Raw genomic sequence first — 23591 nt, forward strand, 5'->3', positions numbered from 1 at the left:
GCAGCCTACGGTGTGCCGGCCGCGGCGGCATCGGTATCGCCGCCGACGAATCGACCGGTCTCGCAACCTGCGCCGTCGACCTGGTAGATGCCGTCACCGAGGCGAGCGGTCTCGGACAACAGCACATCGGCTTCCAATCCGCGGATCTGTGCGGCGGGGGTACCGTCGCCACCGAACCGCCGGTCGGCCGGACGCTCGTAGAGCGCGGCGCCGCCGCACATCGCCTCGACGATGCGCTGCCGGCCGGCCAGCTGCCGCTCCTGTGCCCGGCGCTGGTACTCGTCGCGCCGACCCGGTTCGATCGCCTGGACGAAAGCCTGCGGATGCACCACCGCGAGCAGACCGGAGACATGCCCGAAGCCGAGCGAGGTGACCAGGCCGGCCTTGAGCGGGAACCGGTCGCCGAACCGCAGCGCCTCGCGCAACCACACCAGATGCGGGTATTCACGCATCTTGTCGTCCACGCAGTCGAGGCTGCGGTTGGGCGGCACCACACCGTTTTCCAGCACCTGGCACAGGCCGATCAACTGGAAAGCAGCCGCACCGCCCTTGGCGTGCCCGGTGAGGCTCTTCTGCGAGACCACGAACAGCGGGGCGCCGTCGGACCGGCCGATCGCCGCGGCCAGCCGCTCGTGCAGTTCGGATTCGTTCGGATCGTTGGCCGCGGTGGAGGTGTCGTGCTTGGAGACCACCGCGATATCGTCCGGGCCGACACCGAGTTTGCGCAGTTCCGCGGCGAACCGGGATTCCCGCCCGCCTCGGCCCGCACCGAGCGCGCCGAGACCGGGCGCCGGGATGGAGGTGTGCACGCCGTCGGCGAAGGACTGCGCGTAGGCCACCACACCGAGCACCGGAAGACCCATTTCGAGCGCCACATCACCGCGGGCCAGCAGTACGGTGCCACCGCCCTGCGATTCCACGAACCCGCCGCGCCGGCGGTCGTTGGCGCGGGAGAAGTAGCGGTCGCTGATTCCCTTGGCGCTCATGGCCGCCGAATCCGCGGTCGCGGACATATCGCCGAAGCCGACGATGCCCTCGATGCCGAGATCGTCGAACCCGCCGGCCACGACCACCTCGGCTTTGCCGAGCTTGATCTTGTCGACGCCCTCTTCGACCGATACCGCGGCCGTCGCGCAGGCGGCCACCGGATGCACCATGGCGCCGTAGCTGCCCACATAGGACTGCACCACATGCGCCAGCGCCACGTTCGGCAGCGCTTCCTGCAGGATATCGTTCGGCCGCGGCTCTCCGAGCAGGTTGTCGACGTAGAGCGAGCGCATCGACGACATACCACCCATACCGGTGCCCTGCGTATTGGCCACCAGGCTCGGATGCACCCAGCTCATCAGTTCGGACGGGTTGAACCCGGACCCGACGAACGCGTCGACGGTGCAGGCGATATTCCACAGCGCGACCCGGTCGATCGAGGACGCCATATCGGCGGAGATACCCCACACCGTGGGATCCCAGCCGGTCGGGATCTGGCCGCCGACGGTACGCGAGAGTTTCGCGCGTCGCGGCACGCGGATCTCGGTCCCCGCCTTACGGGTCACCGTCCAGTCGCCGGAGTCGGCGACCGGGGTGATCACCGTATGCTCCGGTGCGGCCGCGTGGAAGGCGCGGGCCTCCGCTTCGCTGCCGACGGTGAACGACAGGTCCTGGTCGAGGAACACCGAGGTCATCAGCGGGCTGCTGTTGTCGACCATGGCGGCGTCGTCCTCGTACCGCCGGATCCCGCAGCGCTCGACCACCGCGTCGTGGTAACGCTCGGCCAGTTCGGCTTCGGGTACGTAGTCGCCGGATTCGGTGTCGTACCAGCCCGGTTTCGGATCGTTCTCCCAGGCCACCATGCCGGTGGTCCAGGCCAGTTCGAGGACGCCGGCCGCCGACAGTTCGTCGGAGACCTCCATCTCGAAACGGGTACGCGCCGAACCGTACGGCCCGAGTTCACCGGCGCCGACGATCACGACCATATCGGTGAGATCGGCGGTCACCGTGCCCCATTCGGGAACCGGCAGCGCCGAGGTCAGGGTCGGCGGCGCGGGCAGCGCGGCGATCCGCGGGCTGTCCGATTCCGCGGTGACCTCGGTGGTCTCGGCGTCCGCTGCCTCCTGCGCCTGCCGGGCCAGTTCGGGTAGATCGAGCTTCGCACCGGCCAGCCCGCCGGTGAGGTCGATCTGCTGCGGGCCGTCGGCGGTCACCGCACGCGCCCGTTCGGTGGCCCATTTCAGCAGTTCGTCGGCGATCTCGCCGGTCGACCAGGTCTGCACACCGGCCTTCTCCACGGCCTCGACCATGGGGTCGTTGTGGCCCATCAGCCCGGTACCGCGGACCCAGCCGATCAGCGCGTGCACCAGGGTGACCCGCGCCGCCCACGACTTCTCGGCCCGCCACTTGGCGACCACGGCGTCCAGTGCGGCCTTGGCCTCACCGTAGGCGCCGTCACCGCCGAACAGGCCGCGGTTGGGCGAACCGGGCAGCACCACATGCAGTTTCGCGTCGACATCGTGATCGGCGCCCAGCTTGGACAGTCCGCCGATCAGCCGTTCGACCGACCACAGCAGGACCCGCATCTCCATTTCGGCGCGGGCGCCGGCATCGGCGAGATCACCGGCGACCCGCGGCGCCGCGAACGGCAACAGCAGGGTCGGGGTGAACGCGTCCTTGGTTTTGATCTTCGCGCCACCGGCGTTGTCGACCTGTTCGGTGCCGACCCACTCGATGAGAGCGTCGATATCGGTGTAGGAGGCCATATTCGCCGGGACCACCCACAGCGCGGCGCCCTGGCGAGCGTTCGCGCGGTAGAGGTCGCGGTAGAAACCGAGCCGGTTGTCGTCGAGCCGGGAGGTCGTGACGATCACGGTCGCGCCGCCGCCGAGCAGGCGCCCGGCGACCGCGGCGGCGATGGAGCCTTTGCTGGCGCCGGTGACCACCGCGATCTCGCCGGCCCACTCGCCGGCGGCGGTTTCGTCACGGGCCGCGGTCGCGATCCGCTCGTAGTGCCCGGCCAGTACCGATCGGGCTTCGTGCACGGCCCGCTGCCGCCACCAGTCAGCCTGCGCGGCAACGGCTTCACCCACACCGCGGAACCCGTCCACCGGCTGCTGCGCGGTTTCCGCGTCGTCTCCCAGCCACAACCGGGCCAGGTCCTCGCGGGCCGTGGCCCACCGGTCGTCGATGAGTACGGCCTTGCGAGCGTCGAAGGCCGGCGCGACCAGCCGCGGCCAGTCCGAGCCGAGTTCCGCCGATACCAGATCGACCAGGCCGTCGTCGGTGGTTTCCGCCGCGGAGACCTGCTCGTTCAAGCCGAGCTGCTCGAGGACCAGGCGGGCGGCCGAAGCCAGCACACCGTCTTTGCCGGTGATCTGTTCGGTGAATTCGCCGAGCGCGGCGGCGTCCACGGTCCCACCGGCGGAGCCGCCGGCCGCGGGCAGCGAAACCGCTACCCCGCGGCGGGCCGCGACGGCCTGGACGGCGGCGTCGATGGCGGCGTCCACGGACGCACCGTCGGAGAGCGTCCCGGAAACGAGACCGCCCAGATCACCGCCGCGCACACTGGCGCCTTCGCGGGTGCCCAGCGAGACCTCGGCGGTGATATGGCTGGCCCAGCCGTCACCGAGCTCCCAGACCTTCTTCACCCGTTCGGCGATCGCGGCCGGGCGTTTACCGGACGGCCCGAACACCTTGCGCAGGTGATCGCCGATGGCATCGCTGAGCACCGAACCGAACGGCTTGTAGGTGCGGGCGAGCCGTTCCACGGTCGCGGAGAGCGCGCCCATATCGGCGTCGGCGGCACCGTCGATGGCACCGAGCGAGAGCTCGGAGCCCAGGTCGACAAGCAACTGGTTACGCCGCGAGGACACACCGTCGCACAGACCCTCGATGGTGTCGACGGGCCCGATCTGGTCGAGGCGGAGTTTGGTCCACAGCGCGATCAGCACCCTGGTCGCATCCGCCGCGGTGAAGGCGATATCGTCCGGCCGTGGTCCCCCGGCGGCCGCCGGGGCGGCGGCCGCGGGCGCAGGCGCCGGGGCAGCAGCCGCGGCGGGCGCTTCGGCGACCTCCTCCACCGGCTCCTCCACGGGCGCCGGGTCGGTATCGGTCGAGTAGACGACCGCTGCCTCCCGCTCGATATTGAGGACTTCCACGGTGGCGGTGGTGAAATCGGGGAGCTTCAGCGTCTGGCTCGCCAGGTTGGCGACCGTCGGAGTGGCGCCCAGGCCGACCTCGACGAACCGCTCCACACCGAGTTCGCCGAACAGCAGATCCTGGGTTTCGATCCACCGCACCGGGCTGGCGAACTGCCAGGCCAGCAGTTCGATCAGCACCACCCGGCACAGTTCGCTGGGCCGCTGCGACCAGGAGTCGAAGTCCGCGAGCACCGCGGCCAGCGGTTCCGACGGCACCAGACCGGCGATCTCGGCGATGAATTCCCGTTCCAGCGAGAACAGCCGCGGCACCAGGTTCGGGATGTAGCGCCCGACCAGGACCTCCGGATGCAGTTCGGCCGGCAGCAGCTGTTCGAGTTTGCTGCGGAATTCCGGAACGCCCTTGCGCAGCACGGTGGAATGGAACGGCACATCGATACCGGGCACCAGAATGAACGCGCGTTTCCCGCCGAATTCCGCACGGCGCCGTTCGATCTCGGCTTCCAGGGCGTCCAGACCGGCCACGGTGCCGGCGATGGCGTACTGCGAACCACGCAGGTTCAGGTTCACCACCTCGAGGAATTCCCCGGCCGCCTCGCCGACCCCGGCGACGAAACCGATCACCTCGTCGTCGGGCAGCCCGATCTGCGAGGGCCGGATGGCGGCCATCCGGTAGTCGCTGCGCCCCTGCGCATCCCGGGGCACCAGTTCGTGCATGGCCGATCCACGCTGGAACACGACCTCGAGCACGGCCTCCAGCGGCAGCACTCCCGCGACCGCGGCGAGCGCGTTGTACTCACCGACCGAATGCCCGGCCAGCAGCGAGCCCTCCACGAAGGCACCGGCTTCGCGCAGCTCCGCGACCTGCGCCACACCGAGGGTGGCCATCGCGACCTGGGTGAACTGGGTCAGGTGCAGTACACCGTCCGGGTGCCGATGTTCGACACCGCGCGCCTTCAGATAGGTCGGGTTGTCGCGCACCACCGCGAGAATGGAGAAGCCGAGCGCTTCCCGGGTGTGCTTGTCCGCGCGGTCCCAGATCGCCTTGGCGGCCTTGGACCGGGTGCGGGCGTCGAGGCCCATGCCCTTGTTCTGGATGCCCTGGCCGGGGAACGCGTACACGGTCTTGGGCGCGGCGGTGCGCCCGGTCGCGGTCATCACCAGATCCCCGCCGGCCCGGCAGGACACCTCGATGATCTCCGCGCCGGCGTCGACGGCGACCCGCTCGACCCGTACGTCGATCTCGGCGCCCGGCCGCACCATCCCGAGGAACCGGGTGGTCCAGGCGGTGAGTGTGCGCGCCGGCACCGAAGCCTGCGGATCCACCGCCGACACCGCGTGCTGGGCGGCGGCCGACAGCCACATACCGTGCACGATCGGACTGCCCAGACCGGCCAGTTTCGCGGCCGCATCACTGGTGTGGATGGGGTTGTGGTCGCCGGAGACCGCGGCGAACGCGGCCATACTGCGCGGCGCGACCATGGTCACGTCCCGGCGGCGGCGGCGCGGGGTCTCGCCGGCGTCGGCGCTCACGGTGCCCGCGGCCCGCGGCGGATCGGTCAGCTCGCCCGCGCCGGTGCGGCCGCGGATGGCGAACCGTTCGGCGAGGCGGGCCAGCGGCACCACGTCCAGCCCCTGGTCGCGCATCTCGCCGACGGTGACATTCACCTCGACCACGCGGCCGAGGTCGGTGTCGAGCACGGTTCCGGATTCGGCGCGCACCACGAGAATGCTGGTGGCATCGGGGAGTTCGCGCAGCAGTTCGACCTGGTGGTCCAGATGCACCAGGTCCAGCATGCCTTCGATCACGCTCGTATCGGCTTCGGTGCGTGCCGCGCCGAGCACCGCGAATACCGCCGGCCAGCACGCGCCTACCAGGACGTCCGGCACGGTGCGGCCCAGGGTGCTCAGATTCGCCGGCAGCCCGGCCCCGGTGACCCCGGCGTGGTCGGCGATCAGGTCCGGCGTCCAGGCCAGGTTGACGTGCGCGATATTGCCCTTCACCTCGGGCAGCGACTGCCCGGCGGCGACGGCCAGCAGGGCCGACATGGCGGCGTCGGCGTCGGTTTCGGTCACCACCGGCGCCCCGCCGTTGTACACCGATACCGGCACGGTGATCCGGATCCGGACACTGTGGCCGGCGGCGAGCGGAACGGCCAGTTCCACATACGAGTGTTCGGCCTCGGGGCCCTCGGTCTCCACGAGCGTGGCACCGGTCGGCGGATGCACCGCGCCCTTCTCGTCCACGACCCACTCGTGCAGATCGCCCAGCCGGTGCACCGGGTTCACCGTCGCCCGGCCCGACCAGTTCATATCCGGTGCCGCGAGCACCACGTCGATGGGGCCGCTGGTCACCGCGGCGACCCGGCGCGCGTCGACGGCCGCCGGTACGACACCGTCGCGCACCAGCGCGTAGGCAGCGTCCTGTTCGAACCGGTCCAGCAGTTCACCGACGGGCTCGTCGACCCGGGTGATCCCGGCGACCGCGACGGTGCCCGGGATAACGCACACCTGATCGGCCGAGTACCGCGGATCATGGGCCTGCCACAGCGAGTCCGAACGCCACCAGCGCCGCACATCCTGATCCACCACGGGAACGAAGTTCACCGGTTTACCGGGCGTCTTGCACAGCGCGATGAAGAACGGCACGTCGGCCGGGTGCAGCAGCGTCTGCCGGGCCGCCGGATACTGCTCCGCCAGCCGCGCGAGCGCGGCGGCCGGGTCCTCCAGATCCTCGTCCCGGAACAGGGAGTCGATAGCACCGCGATCGGCCGGCGCGAGGCGGGCCTGCGCCCGGCGCAGCATCTCCGCGAACCGGTCGCGCCAGCTGATATCCAGCCAGACCGAACGGGTGGAGGCGGCGATCGCGTCTCCGAGATCGGACCCGCAATCGAAATCCGCGCGGCATTCCTGCCCCACCGCGAGCTCCACATACCGTTCGAGCCAGGCGAGGTAGGTCATGGCCGGCACATCGCCGAAATACGGTTTCGCGGTCGCGTTCAGGGCCGCGATGATCTCCGCGCGCCGCTGCGCCACCGCATCCGCGTCACCGGCGACCTCGTCGAGCAGCCGACCGGTCCGCGAGGCGGCATTGTCGATCTCGTGGATATCGGCGCCCAGCTGGCTGCGTCCCGAAGCCATTCCGCCACTGGCGGTTCCGGCCCCGACCCAATCCGGCGTTCCCGGGGTGTCCACCAGCAACTGCTTCACCTCGGGGGCGGTGGTCGCCTCGAGGGTCGCCATGGCCGCGGTGCCCACCAGAACACCGTCCAGCGGCATCACCGGATAGCCGTGTGCCGCCGACCAGGCGCCGGTCAGGTACTCGGTGGCCCGCTCCGGGGTGCCGATACCACCGCCGACGCAGACCACGACATTTCCGTGAGTGCGCAGTTCGGCGTAGGTCTCGAGCAGCAGATCGTCGAGGTCCTCCCAGGAGTGGTGCCCACCGGCCTTACCGCCCTCGATATGCATGATCACCGGATAGTCCGGCACCTCACCGGCGATCCGCAGCACCGCGCGGATCTGCGCGACGGTGCCCGGTTTGAACGCGACGTGGCTGATCCCCACCTCGGTCAGTTCTTCGATCAGCGCGACGGCTTCCTCGAGCTCCGGGATACCGGCGGTGACGATCACACCGTCGAACGGAGCGCCCGCCGCGCGGGCTTTCTGAACCAGCCGCTTACCGCCCAGCTGCAGTTTCCACAGGTACGGGTCCAGGAACAGCGAATTGAACTGCACCTGCCGGCCCGGGTGCAGCAGCTGCTTCAGTTCTTCCACGCGATCGGCGAAGATCTGCTCGGTCACCTGGCCGCCGCCGGCCAGTTCGGCCCAGTGCCCGGCATTGGCGGCCGCCGCGACGATTTTCGCGTCCACCGTGGTCGGGGTCATCCCGGCCAGCAGGATCGGCGACCGCCCGGTGAGCCGGGTGAACGCGGTCTCCACCACGATCCGCCCGTTCGGCAGCCGCACCGGCTTCGGCGCGAAGGCCGTCCACGGCTGCGCCACCTCCGGCGTCGCGCCCGGCGTGAGCAGATTGCGCTGCCCGGCGCGGGTCGCCACGGCGATCATGCCGACACCGCTGCCCTTCAGGGCACTGCCGCTGACCCGCGACAGCAGATCGCCGGGGCCGAGATCGAGGATCCACTCCGCCTCCGCGCCCACGATCTCGTCGACGGTCGCCACCCAGTCGACCGGTTCCACCAGGATGTCGCGCGCCATCTGCCCGGCCAGTTCGGTATCGAGCCCGCACTGCGCGGCCCAGCCGGAGACCAGATCGACGGTGTCGCCCAGCGCCGGATGATGGAATGCGACATCCACATCCAGGTCCTCGAACACCGGCGCGAACACGGCACCGCCGCGCTGTTTGGCGGCCCGCTCGCGGTCTTGTTCGGCGTGCAACTGCTCGCACCGCTGCCGGACCCGCAGCAACGCATCCGGGGTGCCGGAGAGCACTACACGACGCCGCCCGTTACGGATCGACAGCACCGCCGCGGCCAGCGGGTCGACGTCTTCGAAAACCTCGGCGAGAACGGCACGCAGCTCGTCGGGGTCGATATTGGATACCGCGACCATCGACGAGCGGTCACCGACCGGCATCAGCCCACGCCGGCGTGCGACCAGTCCCGCCGCCGCGCCGACGAGCTGACCGATGGCCAGCATTTCCGCGTCGCGCTGCCCGCAGGTCTTGACCGCGGTCGCGGCCAGCAGCCCCTGCGAATGGCCGACGATCGATACCGGCGCGAACTCCGCCGGGTCCAGCCCCTGTAACCGGAGCGCGCGTAGCGCGGCGAGCTGGGTCAGCAGCACACCCGGCATCGACACGGCCGCGGAGCGCAGCACCCGCTCGGAGGGCGCGCCGGAGGCGTCGGCTTCGTCGTCGGCGAGATCGTCCTCGAGCATCCAGGCCACCGGGTCGAAACCGACCGGGCGCACCGTGAGCAGCTGATCGGCGACCGGCTCCAGCAGCGCGGCGGCCTCGTTGACCAGCGTGGTCAGCTCGGGCTCCAGCGCCGCGTCGCGGGCGATTTCGGACAGTTCCCCCAGCCAGCTGGCCCCTTGCCCGCCGAAGGCCAGGGCGTAGGGGGTGCCTGCGCGCAACTGGTCCAGCAGTGGCGTGCGATTCGTCTCGGAGACAGTCCGGCCCGCGGTCGCGTTCGCCCGGTATCCGGGACCGGACGCGGTGCTCTCGTTAATCGTCAAGACGCTTCGACTTTCTCTCGTGGCGACAGGTCTGCGGAGACGTCCCCGGCTCCCGGCCGCGCGCGGAATCCCACGCTCGACGGCCTGATATGAGCGAGGATTCCACAAAATCATGAGGGAACCCTCACGTTTGCCGCCCCGCGCGCCACTTACCGGCCGGTATTCAGGCACATCTGTACCAGAATCACGCGAAACATGATCCACCCTCATGTTTGAACTCGCAGGTGAGGGCGCGTACTTACCACGGCGAAACATGAGCACCCCTCATATTGAGGTTTATCGTATCGTTATAATCGCAGGTCGGGTTACCGGTCAGTACGAAACTCCGGCCCACGTCTTCGCGATCCCGCCCCGGCCCGGTAGAGTTTGGACGGTCGTACCATCAAGCGCGAGTGGCGAAATTGGCAGACGCGCCAGATTTAGGTTCTGGTGTCCACGGACGTGGGGGTTCAAGTCCCCCCTCGCGCACAGAACGGCGGTGAACGCACCCACTCGGGCCGCAAGGTGTTCAAGCGCCACTCGAACACCACCTGGCGGATCTGCGATCGCCCTCGCCCCATCCTCACGTCGCTGAGCTGCGGCAACATGCCGGCCGCAATCTACCCCCGGCTCGATACCCAGGGGGTGTCTTCAGCATCTCCAGTGGTGACCGCCGCCGGTCGAGCCGGAGACGGCAGCGCCGAGGCTCTGGCCGTCGCGCGGTGGTGCTGGAGCAGAGGGAATCTCCTGGCCGATCTCGCCGCGCCTGCGATCCGTGTGCCGGCCAGACGGGGCTATGGGGTTGCGTCCACTCGATGTCGGTATACGCAGCCCGACCCACTGCGCGGAGGGAGCAGCCGTGCCCGAACGGCTCCGGGCGCGTATCGACAACGCCTACCTTCGCGACCGTGCTCCCGCCGACTCCGGAGACTCCGTCGGGCACGTATATATCTCATCGCGCTCCTGTTCGCGCCCGGCGTCGGCGGCGAACCGAGGCCGCAGCAGAATCCGGCGCATGTGCCGTACCGGATCCGGCCGGGCATCGACTCGCTCGACAGCTCTGGGCGCCGAGTCCTGATCCGACGGTCTGCGGCTGATCCGGATGCCCCCTTCGTCGCGCACCGGGATAAACGGCGGACTACTGCGGTAGGCCCCCAGATCCGCTACACAGCCGCCTTCCGAGTCGTAGCCCACGCCGGCCCAGATCATGCTCTTGGGCGGGAAGCCCTCGTTGACCAGCGCGGCCGCCCGCCGGGCACACGGGGCCCGCAACGGACAGTCCGCGCAGATCCGAACCGCCTCTCGCCAATCACGAGGGCTACCGGCATCGAGGTCCCACCCAGCCGGGTTATCGGCGCAGGGCGGACGCCGCGGCTTCCTCGACCCATCCCTCATCACATCTGTCCTTGCTCACTCATCCGACAGAACGATTCTGGAAACAGCGGGCAATCGTGCGCATCGGCGAACTGAACGAGGAACCTAAGTAGAAAAATACCTACGTGCGTCCCGAAGAAACCCGGAACGGGCGGCTTTCCCACCAGCGGGAACTCTCCGTGACGATCTCCGTACGATTTTCAGACGGCGGCCAAACGCAGGGAGTTCCGAGAATGTCCGGCATCCGACAGGTGCAGCAAGTTTTCGACGCGGGCGTCCTTTCCTTGGGACTCGTCGTGGACGGGCGGGAATCGACACGGGATCTCGACTACGCGAAAAGGGCGTTCACCCGCGTAACCGAGTGGGATCCGGATATGTGCGATGCCTGGCTGGGCCGCGCCGCGGCGGGCGAAGTGACCCGCGAGGTCCTGTTCAACCTGCACCGGACCAGCGGGGCCACCCTGTTCCGGGAACAGCGCCGGATCGGCTTGCGGCCGCGAGAGTTGGCGGGCCGCTTCGTCATCGGGGCCTATATCGACTACCCGCTGGCCACCTACGTCGAAATCTGGTTGGCCCAGGCGAACCAGTTGATCACCGAGGGTGAATACGACGAAGCCGAACGACTGCTGAATCAGCTCGACGAGCACCGCGTGACCCAACCGGCCGGGCCGGAACGGCGCATCGACGCCCGCGTTTGCGCGTATGTGCGGGCGCATCTGCATTACACCACGCAACGGTGGTCCGATGTCATGACCGTATTGGCGGGATCGGCGGAATGGGACGACCCCTATATGGCAGCGGGCGCCCACATAATGGTGGGTTCGGCATGTGCCCAGCTCGGGCTCTTCGGCGAAGCGATCCGCCGGCTGGAGATGGCCGAGGCGGGCCCGGTTCCGGCGGCCCGCACCGCCGCCATGTACTGCCGTGGTCTGTGTCTGCGGGAGCAGTCCCAGGAGGACGAGGCCCGGAACCTGTTCGAGCAGGTCTACTCGGAGGCGCCCGATTTCGGCGCCAACGCCGCCGCGTTGGGCGATACATCCTTCCGCCTCACGATCACCAGCCGGGAACAGATCGACAGCCGGGCGGACCGCTGGGACCCGGAATCCGCGCCGTCCCGCGACCATCTCGAGCGCAAGGCATACGAGCACCGGGCTCGCAACATCCTGGCCGAGGCGCGCGCCGAACTCGACGAACAGATCGGCCTGGCAGCGGTGAAGACTCAGGTCGCGAAGCTGCAATCCACAGCCGCTCTGGCGAAGGTCCGGGCAGAGAAAGGATTGGCCAGCGCATCACGCGGCCAGCATCTGGCATTCACCGGCCCACCGGGCACGGGGAAAACCACGGTGGCGCGGGTCGTCGCGAAGATCTACTGCGGCCTCGGGTTGTTGAAAACCGACAAAGTGGTGGAAGCCACCCGTCGCGATTTCGTGGGGCAGCATCTGGGTAGCACCGCAATCAAGACATCGAAATTGATCGACAGCGCGATGGACGGGGTGCTGTTCATCGACGAGGCCTACACGCTGGTCCAGACGGGATTGTCCGGCGGCGACGCGTTCGGGCAAGAGGCCATCGACACGCTGCTGGCCCGGATGGAGAACGACCGGGACAGGCTGGTGGTCATCATCGCCGGCTATGACCGGGAGATCGAGCGGTTCCTGGCCTCCAACGACGGGCTCGCGTCACGGTTCGCCAAACGCATCAAGTTCGACTCCTACACGCCGGACGAATTGGGCCGCATCGGCCAGGTGATCGCCGGGAAACGGGATTCGACCGTCTCCGAAGCGGCCCTCGAACTGGTGGTGCAGGCGTGTTCTGCACTATATGAACAGGAACGGATCGACCAGAGCGGATCGGCGCGCCGGGGAATAGATATCGCCGGTAACGGACGGTTCATCCGCAATATCATCGAGGCGGCCGAAGAGGAGCGCGAGTTCCGCCTCGCCGGAGGCAACGCCGATGACCTGCTGGCGCTGGCCGATCTGGACGCCGACCAGCTGATGCGCATCGAAGCCGAGGATATGCGCAAAGCGCTCGACATCGTCTTGGCGACAGTGAACTGACGACACCTCGGTCGGACCGATCCGCCCGGGCCGGCGGATCGGTGGCTACTGCGCCGGCGGCAGGTAACTGAGCTGGACCATCTCCGTCTCACGGCTGCGGGAGACGAACGCAGCCCGTCCCTGCGGCAATCTGGTGGACCGGAAATCGCCGAGCAGGATCCCTTCGTCTTTCGGCGCACTCATCAGCAGGGCGTCCACGGACAGGTCCTTGAGCACACCGAGGACCGGATCGTAGAGCGCGCGTGCCGCGCCGCCCGCACGCCGGGCGACGATCACATGCAAACCGATATCACGCGCTTGCGGAAGATATTCCAGCAACGCCACCAGCGGATTGTTGGAGGAGACCATATCGTAGTCATCGACGATCACATAGATCTCCGGGCCGGTCCACCAACTCCGGTCGCGCAGTTGCTGCGGCGTGATATCGGCGCCCGGTAGGCGATCCGACAGATAACCGGCCACCTCGGCGAGCATCCCGATCGATGTCTGCGACGAGGTCGAGTACCCGGCGAGATGGCGGCCTTCGACAACTCCGAGCAAGGTGCGCCGGTAGTCCACGAGAATGATTCGGGCCTGTTCTGCGGTGGAGCGCTCGACGATCCCGGTGATGATATTGCGCAACACCATGGTTTTCCCGGCCTCGACATCGCCGAAGATCATCAGGTGCGGTTGCGCGTGGAAATCGATCACCACCGGCTGCAATTCGGATTCGGCACGACCTATCGGCACCCGAGTCCAGGACAGGCCCATATCGGCGGCCTCGGCATCCGCGACGACCTTCGTCCGGTCTACCCGCGCCGGCAGAATCCGCACGGTCGGCGCGCCGCTGTCACCGTAAAGCTCTATGAGTTGCGTCCGAGCCGCTTCCACCCCGTCGGGTAGCGTCTCCGGGTCCACCTCGGAATCCAGCCGGGGCAAAGCGATCAGCAGGTGCAGGCTTTCGGCGGTGAGGCCCCGCCCCGCACGCCCCACCGGGACGTGCACCGCGGCCCGCCGGTTCATCTCCGAATCGGACGGGTCGCCGAGCCGGAGTTCGATCCGAGTGCCGATCTGATCCCGGACCACCGGGCGGATCTCCAGCCATCGGGCCGCCGAGAGGACCACGTGCACACCGAACGAGAGCCCCTGCGCAGCGATCGTGTTCACCGCGCCCTCCAGCGCCTCGAACTCCTCACGAAACGCACCCCAGCCGTCGATCACCAAGAACACGTCGGCGAACCGGTCTTCCTCGGCCGACGCCGCGGCGCGCCGAGAGCCCTGCGCACCGTCCACGGCCCGCCGGCGGTAAGCAGCCATGTTCTCGACGCCGAGGGCCAGGAACCGCTGTTCCCGTTGCCGGAGCAATGTGGTCATCTCCGCCACCGTGCGACGTACCTGATCGACCTCCAGCCGGCTCGCGACGGAACCCACATGGGGTAGCCCGGCCAGCCCGGCCAGAGAACCGCCACCCAGGTCGATGCAGTAGAACTGCACCTGTCGCGGGGTATGCGTCACGGCGGCGGCCATGATGATGGTGCGTAATGTCGTCGACTTCCCCGACTGGGGGCCACCCACCACGGCCACATTTCCTTGGCCTCCGGACAGATCGATGGTGAGGGTGTCGCGCTTCTGCTCGTACGGCTTGTCCACCACGCCGATCGCCAGCCGCAGATCGCCGGTGCGGTTCTCTGGTGTGCGCCAATGTGGCTGAGGAAGCAGCATATCCACCGTCGGCGAAACGTCCAGCGGTGGCAGCCAGACCTCGTGCGCGGGCCGGCCGTATCCGGTCAGCCGTTCGACCACCACTTGCAACAGGGTGCGCTCCGACGGCGGCGGCGCGTCGTCGGCGAGCATCGCCTCCAACTCGTCGAGATCGGGTAGTTCGACAGTGCCGGACGCGGTCTGTTCGATGCGCTCGCGGACAACCACCGGCGCGGCCGTGAACACCTCGACCGATTGCCGGCCCTCCACCCGTTCCGCTGTCCGGCGGGCGCCCAGCGGCGGGGTGTACGGTCCGGAGACATAGGTCGCGTTGAAACGCAGCGGATCGTCGGCATCGGTTTTCAGATAGGCCGACCCGGGCACACCGGGCAGGTGGTAGGCGTCGGTGATACCGAGTACCTGGCGGGATTCGCTCGCCGAGAAGGTCCGCAAACCGATGCGGTAGGACAGGTGGCTGTCGAGGCCGCGGAGTTTGTTCTCCTCCAGCCGCTGCGACGCCAGCAGCAGATGCACTCGCAGTGACCGCCCCAAACGGCCGATCATCACGAACAGATCCGCGAAATCCGGTTTCTGGGAGAGCAATTCAGAAAATTCGTCGACAATGATGAACAGCGCGGGAAGCGGATCGAGCTGCGCGCCGGCCGCGCGCGCCTTCTCGTACTCGGTGACATTGGCGAAGTTCCCCGCCGAGCGCAGCAACTCCTGCCGCCTGTTCAGCTCACCGGCGAGGGCGTCGCGCATCCGGTCGACCATCGCCAGTTCGTCCTCGAGATTGGTGATCACCGCCGCCACATGTGGGAGCGGATCCAGGCCGAGGAAGGTCGCCCCACCCTTGAAGTCCACCAGAACCAGATTCAGCAGATCCGGCGAATGGGTGGTGACCATGGACAAGACCAGCGTGCGCAGGAATTCGGATTTGCCCGAGCCGGTGGCGCCGATACACAGCCCGTGCGGACCCATTCCGTTCTCCGCGGATTCCTTGATGTCGATCTCCACCGGCATGCCGTCGGGGGTGACACCGATCGGTACCCGCAACCGCTCGCGGGCGTTACGCGGCCGCCACTCCACCCGCGGGTCGATCCGGCTCGCGTCCGGGATCCGCAGCAGCGACATCAATCCCGGGTCGGCGCGCCGGTCGTCCAGGCTCACCAACTGCGCCGCCGTCGCAATCCGATAGCGGGCCAGCGCGCGCGCGAAAGCCTCGGCCGCCGCGATGGATACCACATCACAGGCCGCGAACTCTTCGGTATCTGGTCCGGATTTCGCCGCCAGCATGCCGGCGTCGGTCACGACGAGTTGCAGTCCGCGCCGTACGGCCAGCCCGGCCGGTGGCGCCGTCAGATCCAGTACGGTGACCGAATCCATCCCGGATTCGGCGACCATTCGTTCGGTGCCGTTGACGAACCCGTCGTCGATGATCGTCACCAGGTGCATGCGGCCGGGGGTCGGGGTGGCGTTACGCATGAATCGGCCGCGTTCGAGCAGGTCATCGGCCAGTGCGGTCTCCAGTTCGGCCAGCGAGTGGTACATCATGCGTGCCGAGCCCATACCGTCGCGCAGTTCGCGATGCTGGATCTGCGGCAGCCATTTCGCCCACGCCCATTCCGGACCATCCGGATCGGCGCACACGACGGCCACTGCCAGGTGATCCACTCCATGGAAGGCGCACAGCTGCAGCAGGAGGGTGCGCATCAGCGCCCGGGTCCGGGTGCGGTCACCTTCGACGTTGATCGCCGGGAAAGCGCGCAGCGACAGCGCGGTCGGGAGGTGGTGCACCACCGAGTGGGTGCGCACGAACCGGCGCAGCGCCACCGTCGACACCGGCTCGAGGTCTTCGAGCGGGCCGGTTTCCGGGCGGCCCAGTTTGGTCGCGATCCGGTGACTGCCCACCCCGATCCGCGCGTGCCCGAAATCCGGATCACCAGGCCGGCGTTCCCACATCCGCCGGGTGCCGAGCAGCGCGCGCAGATCGGCCGGGTCCGGATGACTCCACAGCAACGACTCCCGCTGCTCGACCGCGATCTTGTGCACATCCTTGCGCAGCTGCGAAAGGTAGCGGAAATAGTCCTTACGGTCCTCGTTCAGCTCGGCCGCGCCCTTGGCGCCCCCGCGCCCCATCCCGCCGGCGAACATCCCGACCACGGAGATCAGCATCATCATCGGAAACATCATCATGAGCGGGTTGCTCAGGACGCCCCGCCCGCCCGTGGCGAACATCAATGCGATCATGCCGACGACGGCCACGATCATGACCACCGGCAGCAGTTTCATCAGCAGTTTGCCCGGGACGGGCCGCGGCAGTTCGGGAGGCGGGTTGAGCACCAGATCACCGCCCGGAGCCCGCGGTGGCGCGATCCGCGCCTGCCGCACGAAACCCTCGATACCGTCGTTGTTCACCGCCACCCACATTCCGCACCCGGCAGTGTGTGCCCGGGTCGTGTCCGGGCGCTCGGTTCACTCATCAGCGTTCTTTCCTTCACCTCGCCGGTAGAGCAGACTCAGTCCGTGCCCCGCCGCCAAACCTGCGAGGCATACGATCGTGCCGATCAGCGCGATCCGGACGGGCCACGGATCCCGCCAGGGCGGCGGCTCCGGCGCCGCGATCGGACTGCCTTCGGCCGCGCCCTCGTGCACATCGCGTTCGGGTAGTCGCGCCGTCAGTGCCGCCACCGGATCGACCAGCCCGGCACCGAGCCGGTTGTCGCGGCCGGGACCGGGCGAATGCGCCGTTCTGATCACCCGTTCCATAACTGCTCCTGCCGTGAGTTCCGGGTATCGGGACCGGACGAGCGCCACCACACCGGCGACATAGGCAGCGGCGTATCCCGTGCCCTCGATCGGATGGACACCGTCGCGCGCCGGCACGGAATCCACCAGTCCACCCGAACCGGGGGCACTGTCCAGCGAGATGATTCCGCGGCCGGGTGCGGCGACCGACACCCAGGAACCGAAGAGAGAGAATGCCGCCGCGGCGCCGCCGCCGTCCATCGCACCCACCGAGAGCACATACGGTGTGAAGTGCGCCGGGCTCGCGACCGTGCGCACCGCGCCCAGCCCGGTCTCGTCGTTCTGCGTCCGGCACGAACCCGAGTCGCCGAGATCGCCGGCCGCCGCGACAACCACCACATTGCGGTCGTAGGCGAATCGCACCGCCGCGCCCAGTGCCCCGTCGGCCAGATCGGTTCCGGCAGCGGCACAGGCCACCGTGGGGACCGTGATCACCGTCGCCCCCAGAGCGACCGCGTGCACGATCGCCGAAGCCAGAGTCGCGGTGGTGCCGAAACCACCGGCCACCAGTTGGCCGGGTAGCCCGCGGCGGTTGTAGTCGGCGGGCTCGAATGCAAGACTGACCTGGCGAATCGCCAAGATCGCCGCCTCCGGCGCCACCCCGGTGAACCCGTCGTCCGCGCTCGGCTGTCCGGCGATCAGCCCGGCGACCAGCGTTCCGTGCCCGTCGCAGTCTTCGGTCCCGTCGGTACCGGCCACATAATCGCCACCGGGTATGAGACGGGGCAGCCGTGGGTGGCGGGTGACGCCCGTATCGATCACGGCGACGATCTGCCCACGACCCCGGGAGAAACGCCAGGCGGTGGGCAGATCGAGGGGTCGCTGGGCCGGCGGCGCCGTCCGCGGTGGCGGCCCGCTCAGCGACAACCGCTGACATACCGTCGCCTGTTTCGCGGGTTCCGGGGACCGGGGCGGGCCGGCCGGAGGTAGTAGGGCAGGGTCGATGGCCGGCGGTATCGCGCGCGCCGGGCCTGAGGTCGCGCCAGGCCAGGCGAGGGCGAGGATCGCACAGGCCAGCACGGTCACCAGGGCCCGCCACCGGCCCCGCGCACGAAGGCGTCTCATATGCTCCTGGCCAGGGCGTAGAGGTCCATGATCCAGACCACCAGCGGCAGCATCGCGACGATGAGCCCGTATTCGAACAACTCCCCCGCCCGGCGGACCAGCGGAGACGGATCCGTCGACGGTCCCACCACACCGAGGAAGAGCGCACCCGCCGCCAGCGCCAGCAGCGCGCCGGCCAGCGGGAGCACCACGTCACCGGCACCGATACCGAGGCCGAACATCAGCGCGATCAAGGTGGCCGAGCCGCCCCCGATCAGCACCCCCGCCTGGATCAGATCGGCATAGGCGCGACCGCGCAGGATCAGCACCACACCCACGATCGCGGCGAGGGCGACGCCCTGCCACTCACGCGACCCGAACGGGTCGGCGGCGACGAATGCGCTGACACCGGTCGCCACCGTCGCCCCGATGATCATCCCGGACTGGAACCGGTTGGCGGCTCGCGCTTTCTCGGACAGGCCGCTCGCCGACGGCAGGGCGGTCGCGCCGATCGCGCCGATACCTTCGATGGTCGGCCGGGGCTCGTGATCGGCCGGGTCGATCACCCCGCCCGCGGTGGGCACCGGCGGCACCGGCAGTTTCGCCGCCAGCCGGGACAGCTGAGCGGTAGGCGTGACGAAGGTCAGCGCCGCCGCCACCCCACCCGCCGCGATCTTCACCGGATCGACGTGCGCAAAGACCAGCACTGCGGCCGCGACCCCGCCGAACACCGCGAGCGTCAGGGCCGCCGCCACGATCGTGGCGGCCGCCCCGGTGAGCCGGTACATCACCACCGCCACCACCACACTGGACGCGCATACCAGCAGCGCGTGCGGACCACCCACTTCACCCGGCACCAGCAGCGCGACACCGGGTCCGAAGAGCACCAGCGCGCACAGCAGCAGCGCCGCCGCGACGCCCGGCACCGTGTGCCGCCGCGCGACGATCACCGCCGTCACGAACGCCGCGACACCGGTAGCTATCGCTGTCGCACCCGACGCGATCCGTGCCGCGCACGTCGCGAACAGCACCATCGCCATCGCGGTGGACAGCAGCGCCACGGCGAGTCCGAGCCAGCGCGCCGCGGTATCGTTCCAGTTCCGGAACGCGCTCTCGGTCAACCGAGCGACCGCGTCGATCACATCGTCGAACAGCGGCGGCGGCTCCTTCGACCGCACCGCGCGCAGCATCAGCAGATCACCGTCGAACACTTCGGCTTCGGCCAGGGTCGCGTCCAGTGAGATCGGTGGCTGCCCGAGCCGGCCCAGCGTCCAGTGCTCGGCCGCCTGCGGCGCGTTCTCATCGGGTTCGGCCGGTGGGGCGTTGCGTGATTCGAGCACCGCCACCAGCTCACCGATGAACGCGACCAGCGGCACGGTGGCCGGTAACCCCAGGTCGACCTGGGTGTTCCCGCCGATCACCGAGACCCGGCGCAATTCCGGTTCGCTGAGCGCAACCGGCTCCAGGTCCGGTGGACCGGCGGCCTCTTGCACATTGTTCATTTCATCTATTCCTGTGCGAGCGAGTCGTATGCCACCAGCGCCGCGGCACGGCTCAACGACGGGCCCGGGACGAGCTGCCCGACTATCTGCCAGGGTGCCGGGGCCGGCTCCCGCCCCAGCCCGAGGATTTCCGCGGTGGCTAGATCGGGTATGCCGTAACGAATTCCGGTATCGGCGATGTAGTACAGGGCGCCCCGGCGCGCACTGTCCGGCAGGTTCCCGGTGACCTGAACGAATTCGCCGGAACTGGGCCGGATATAGGCCGCATCGATACGATCGGTATCGGATCCGGCACTCGCCGCGACCGCGGGTACGGCCGTGTCGGGCAGTGGCCAGATCTGCCCGGTGAGCAACCGCAGTGTCGCCGTCTGCGCGGTATCGGCCCGGGACCAGGCGACACACACGACCGGGACGTCCGGGGAAACGATCCGCGGTCGGGTCGCCGGGAACAGGCCCACCGGCAACTCCTCCACCACCGCGACACCGCGCAACGCATCCGGCGGCACCGCCGGAACCTCGCTCAATCCCTGAGAATCCGCGTACCGGATCACTTCGGCGGTGAACGGCGTGATCCGTTGTACGCCGCCCGCGACCACGACGTAGAGTTCGGCGCTGTCCGGCCCCGCCACTTTGATCACCGAACCGATGGTGGTGCCCGGCACCGGTCCCGGCTGCCCGGCCCGCTCGATAACCGGCGGGGTCAGCGGCGGCACGGGGGCAGTGGCATTGAGCAGCCCCACCCCGGCCTCCCGGAACCGGGTTCCCGACCGCAACCCCAGCGCCCGGGTCACCGCGTCGTTACCCGGGTCGAATTCGGCGCTGCGACCGTCCCACAGCAGGTAGTTCTTACCGGCCGCCGACACCAGCACGGCTTCGTCGCCGGAGAGCGGGCGTATGGTCTCGTCGAGACGCGGGGCGCCCGCCACCACGATCCGGGACAGCCCGCCGACCGGGGTGGTCGATTCGCAGAGACTCCACTGCGAATTCCGCGAGTCCGACGCCGACCCGAGCAGGGCGACGGGAGCACCCGGGATACCCAGTAGCGGCCCGCGCGGGAACTCGGCCAGTTTGGATTCCTTGACCGACGCCGGTTTCTCGGTGGATCCGGTGATCAACCGCGCCGACGCCGCATTGAGCACCGGATGGAGAGTGCCATCCACCATGACGAACAGCGCACCGGTGTCCTTACCGGTCACGATCTTCGCGTTCCCCACCTGCCCCTGTGGCCGAATCAGCCCGAGGATGGCGCAGCCGGCGACGATCAGCACCGCGAACACCAGCCCGACGACCATCGACCGGATCTGCGCGCGCATGGGATCGTGCAGCATCCGCACATCCCGGCGCACCAGGGCGTGCTGAATCCGCTTCAGCAGGAAGCGGTATCCGTTGACCTGGGCGCGGGTGGTCAGTTGGGCAGGCAAGAGGTCACTCCTCGAAGTGCGGTCGTGCGAACGGGCCCCTTCCTGGGAACGGGCCCGTTCGAATTGCCCGAATTCACAGAGGCTCGAACATATCCGCGATCTGCTGGTCGGTTTGCCTCATTCCGAGTTGCGCCTCGACCACCTTGCTCGTACCTTTCGCGAGCACCTGCTGGATTTCGTTGAGCGATGCCATCATGTTCGTGAACGCGCGCTGGTAACCGGCATGGCCCTGGCCACCCCACACCTCCATCAATTTCTTGTCGAAGTCTCTCGCCGACTGTTCGTGCCGGGTCAAGCCGTCGTAGTGCCCGTTCAACATCTGAACCAGCGCGTCGATGCCCGCGTGGTTGTAGTGGGTCAATCCATCATTTGCAGCCATTGTCGTCCTGTCGTCGGTGGTGTACTCGGAATCTCCGGTCAGGCCTGCTGAGCCAAGTTCGTGAACATCGATGAGGCGTCGACTTCCTGAGCCAGCACCTTTTTCGTTCCTGTTCCCATGGTTACAGTCAGTTCGTCCAGCCTGCTGTTCAAATTGACGATGCTGGCGTTCAGCCGATTCTGGAATTCGACGAACGCCGTGCGCGCGTCGCCCGCCCAGGACGGCGCCGAGGCCTCGACATCGGCCTGCAGATTTCGTGCCGTGATGCGGATCGCGTCGACAACGAACGACGACATGTCGTTTTTCGCGTTGTCGACCGCCACGCTGTCGTGAAGCAGATCCGTCTCGTTGGGAGTAGTCATCTCTCCACTTCCTTTCCTTGGATGTTCGATGTATGCGGATAGTTTTTGATGCGCGATCGGCCGGTGTTCACAATGTGAGGGCTCGATCGGGCGGCTCGGACAATTCGTCGGTTGCACCTATCACCGGTGTCGCCGAATCCAACGCTGTGTCGTTCACCTCCTCGCCGCGGGCCGCGACAACAGGACGATGTTCCTGTTCCTCACCGGGATCCCCGGCCCGCGCACCCATGGCCATCGGACCTGCGAGCGGCATCATGGACGCCGAGTTCATCGCTTGGCTGGTGCGGCTTTCCTGGACCGCCGCGCTGGTGGTACCGGTTCCGGCGGCCATGTCCGCCTGGATCGGCATACTCGCCCGCAGGACGTTGTGCTGGAACGGTCGCGGTACAGCCACAGTGCGCGATCCGGGCGAAGTGGCGTTCCCGCCTGCGGCCGCAAGACCACCGGCTACAGCGGTCCCGGCGCTGTACGGCGCCAACGGGCTCGAGGTGTCGCCGGCCGCCCGAGGCGGGTGCTGCCCGCCCGCGATCCGCTCGGCCTCCCGCACGCCACGCTGCACCAAACCGGCCACCGGTTGCACCACCTGCATGATCTGCTGCAACCCTTGTTGCCCACCACCGGCCGCCGTGGTATTCGGAGCGCTCGTCACCGCGACCGGTTGCCCGGCGGCCTCCATCTGGCATTTGCAGGCTTCCAGGACACAGCGAACCTGCGCCACCACCGCCGCCGATTCGGCGGCCGCCGTGGCCGCCGCGGCCGCGATTGCGGGCTGCCCGCCCGGGACCGCCGCCAGCATCGCCGTCGTGGTGGCGAGTTTGGCCGCGATCGCCGCCAATTGCGCGTTACCGGTGAGCACCGCCGCCGCAGCCTCGGACACGATGGTGTTGATCTGCGTCGCCTGTGCCGAGATCTCCACCGCGTCCGACTGCGCCTGAGTGCTCTTGGTCGCCGCCGCCTGGGTCGCCTGCCCAGCCAGCCCGGACAGCAGCCCGATAGCCGACGAACCCAGCGAGACGACCTGGGAGAGGCCGCTCACGATCTGCGACAGCACCGTCTGCGGGTTCACCCCGCCCAGCAGGTCGAGCCGGCCGGAGCCGAATTGGCCGAGCATATCGGTGATCGGCGCGAGCAATGCCACCGGATCCAGCGCCGGCGTCGGCGGCAACCCGGGTAACGGCGGTAGCGGCGGAAACTGCGGGAGAGAGACACCCAGACCTGCCAGCACCTGCTCGACCGGTTGCCCGCCCAGCGGGCCCACCGGTGACCGGCGCAGGACCTCCGCCACTGCCGGGTCCAGCGGCGCGGGCATCGCGTTCATGCCTGCAGGGTGGTGAAACTCGTGGCCGACCCGGCTTCGGTGATCTCCACCGCCGTCGCGGCAATCCCCGCGGTGGCCGCGGCGGCCGCATGCACCCCCGCCAGCTGCCCGACCGCGTGGACGTGATTGGCCTGCGCCGCCGCGAACACGGCCAGGAAATCCGCGCCGATCGGCCCGAACACCGGGGCCGCCGCCGCGATGGTGGCCGCCTGGTCCACGGCGCCCGCGGTCGTCACCGTCACCGCCTGGGTCGCGTTCACGGAACCGTACTGCCGGAAAGCATCGGGAACGATGCGAATGTCATTCATGGTCGACCT

At 68.6% G+C, this 23591-nt stretch carries 10 protein-coding genes and 1 tRNA gene; 2 read left to right on the top strand and 9 right to left on the bottom strand.

From position 1 onward, the window contains the following. Positions 1 to 5: 5 nt before the first annotated feature. Positions 6 to 9347 carry a type I polyketide synthase gene (locus tag IU448_RS20725; RefSeq protein ID WP_195057297.1) on the bottom strand — a complete coding sequence of 3114 codons (9342 nt, stop codon included), beginning with the start codon at positions 9345 to 9347 and terminating at the stop codon, positions 6 to 8. Between the two features lie 386 nt (positions 9348 to 9733). Here IU448_RS20725 and IU448_RS20730 point away from each other — a divergent pair. Next, positions 9734 to 9815: transfer RNA gene (locus tag IU448_RS20730), tRNA-Leu, on the top strand. 1118 nt (positions 9816 to 10933) lie between these two features. Continuing rightward, entirely contained in the window at positions 10934 to 12760 is a 1827-nt protein-coding gene (gene eccA / locus IU448_RS20735; RefSeq protein WP_195057298.1) for a type VII secretion AAA-ATPase EccA, read from the top strand. Positions 12761 to 12805: 45 nt separating this feature from the next. On the opposite strand, the gene eccCa is transcribed toward eccA, so the two are convergent. From eccCa to IU448_RS20775, 8 genes are all read right to left on the bottom strand, one after another. Next, positions 12806 to 16864 carry a type VII secretion protein EccCa gene (gene eccCa / locus IU448_RS20740; RefSeq protein WP_324188652.1) on the bottom strand — a complete coding sequence of 1353 codons (4059 nt, stop codon included), beginning with the start codon at positions 16862 to 16864 and terminating at the stop codon, positions 12806 to 12808. Positions 16865 to 16915: 51 nt separating this feature from the next. After that, a complete protein-coding gene (gene mycP / locus IU448_RS20745; protein ID WP_195057300.1) occupies positions 16916 to 18313 on the bottom strand; it encodes a type VII secretion-associated serine protease mycosin in 1398 nt (465 codons plus the stop codon). Continuing rightward, positions 18310 to 19794, bottom strand: a complete 1485-nt coding sequence (gene eccD, locus IU448_RS20750; protein WP_195057301.1) for a type VII secretion integral membrane protein EccD — start codon at positions 19792 to 19794, stop codon at positions 18310 to 18312. Before eccD ends, mycP begins: the two co-directional genes overlap by 4 nt. A 5-nt stretch (positions 19795 to 19799) precedes the next feature. Then, on the bottom strand, positions 19800 to 21215 hold the full coding sequence (gene eccB, locus IU448_RS20755) for a type VII secretion protein EccB (protein WP_195057302.1): 1416 nt from the start codon (positions 21213 to 21215) through the stop codon (positions 19800 to 19802). A 73-nt stretch (positions 21216 to 21288) separates the two neighbouring features. Beyond that, positions 21289 to 21594 carry a WXG100 family type VII secretion target gene (locus IU448_RS20760; RefSeq protein WP_195057303.1) on the bottom strand — a complete coding sequence of 102 codons (306 nt, stop codon included), beginning with the start codon at positions 21592 to 21594 and terminating at the stop codon, positions 21289 to 21291. Positions 21595 to 21632: 38 nt separating this feature from the next. Then, the gene (locus IU448_RS20765; RefSeq protein WP_195057304.1) at positions 21633 to 21956 is read right to left on the bottom strand and encodes a WXG100 family type VII secretion target; all 324 of its coding nucleotides are present in this window, start codon (positions 21954 to 21956) and stop codon (positions 21633 to 21635) included. 67 nt (positions 21957 to 22023) lie between these two features. After that, positions 22024 to 23274 carry a hypothetical protein gene (locus IU448_RS20770; RefSeq protein WP_195057305.1) on the bottom strand — a complete coding sequence of 417 codons (1251 nt, stop codon included), beginning with the start codon at positions 23272 to 23274 and terminating at the stop codon, positions 22024 to 22026. Further along, a complete protein-coding gene (locus IU448_RS20775; protein ID WP_195057306.1) occupies positions 23271 to 23582 on the bottom strand; it encodes a type VII secretion target in 312 nt (103 codons plus the stop codon). The genes IU448_RS20770 and IU448_RS20775 overlap by 4 nt, the downstream gene beginning before the upstream one ends. Positions 23583 to 23591: the final 9 nt, after the last annotated feature.

This window comes from Nocardia flavorosea, from assembly GCF_015477805.1.
In the GTDB taxonomy this organism is placed as follows: Bacteria; Actinomycetota; Actinomycetes; order Mycobacteriales; family Mycobacteriaceae; genus Nocardia; species Nocardia flavorosea_A.

Bases quoted from the DNA above. Each gene is read 5' to 3' on its own strand.
- eccA (WP_195057298.1), top strand. From the start codon at position 10,934: ATGTCCGGCATCCGACAGGTGCAGCAAGTTTTCGACGCGGGCGTCCTT.
- mycP (WP_195057300.1), bottom strand. From the start codon at position 18,313: ATGAGACGCCTTCGTGCGCGGGGCCGGTGGCGGGCCCTGGTGACCGTG.
- eccD (WP_195057301.1), bottom strand. From the start codon at position 19,794: ATGAACAATGTGCAAGAGGCCGCCGGTCCACCGGACCTGGAGCCGGTT.
- IU448_RS20760 (WP_195057303.1), bottom strand. From the start codon at position 21,594: ATGGCTGCAAATGATGGATTGACCCACTACAACCACGCGGGCATCGAC.
- IU448_RS20765 (WP_195057304.1), bottom strand. From the start codon at position 21,956: ATGACTACTCCCAACGAGACGGATCTGCTTCACGACAGCGTGGCGGTC.
- IU448_RS20770 (WP_195057305.1), bottom strand. From the start codon at position 23,274: ATGAACGCGATGCCCGCGCCGCTGGACCCGGCAGTGGCGGAGGTCCTG.
- IU448_RS20775 (WP_195057306.1), bottom strand. From the start codon at position 23,582: ATGAATGACATTCGCATCGTTCCCGATGCTTTCCGGCAGTACGGTTCC.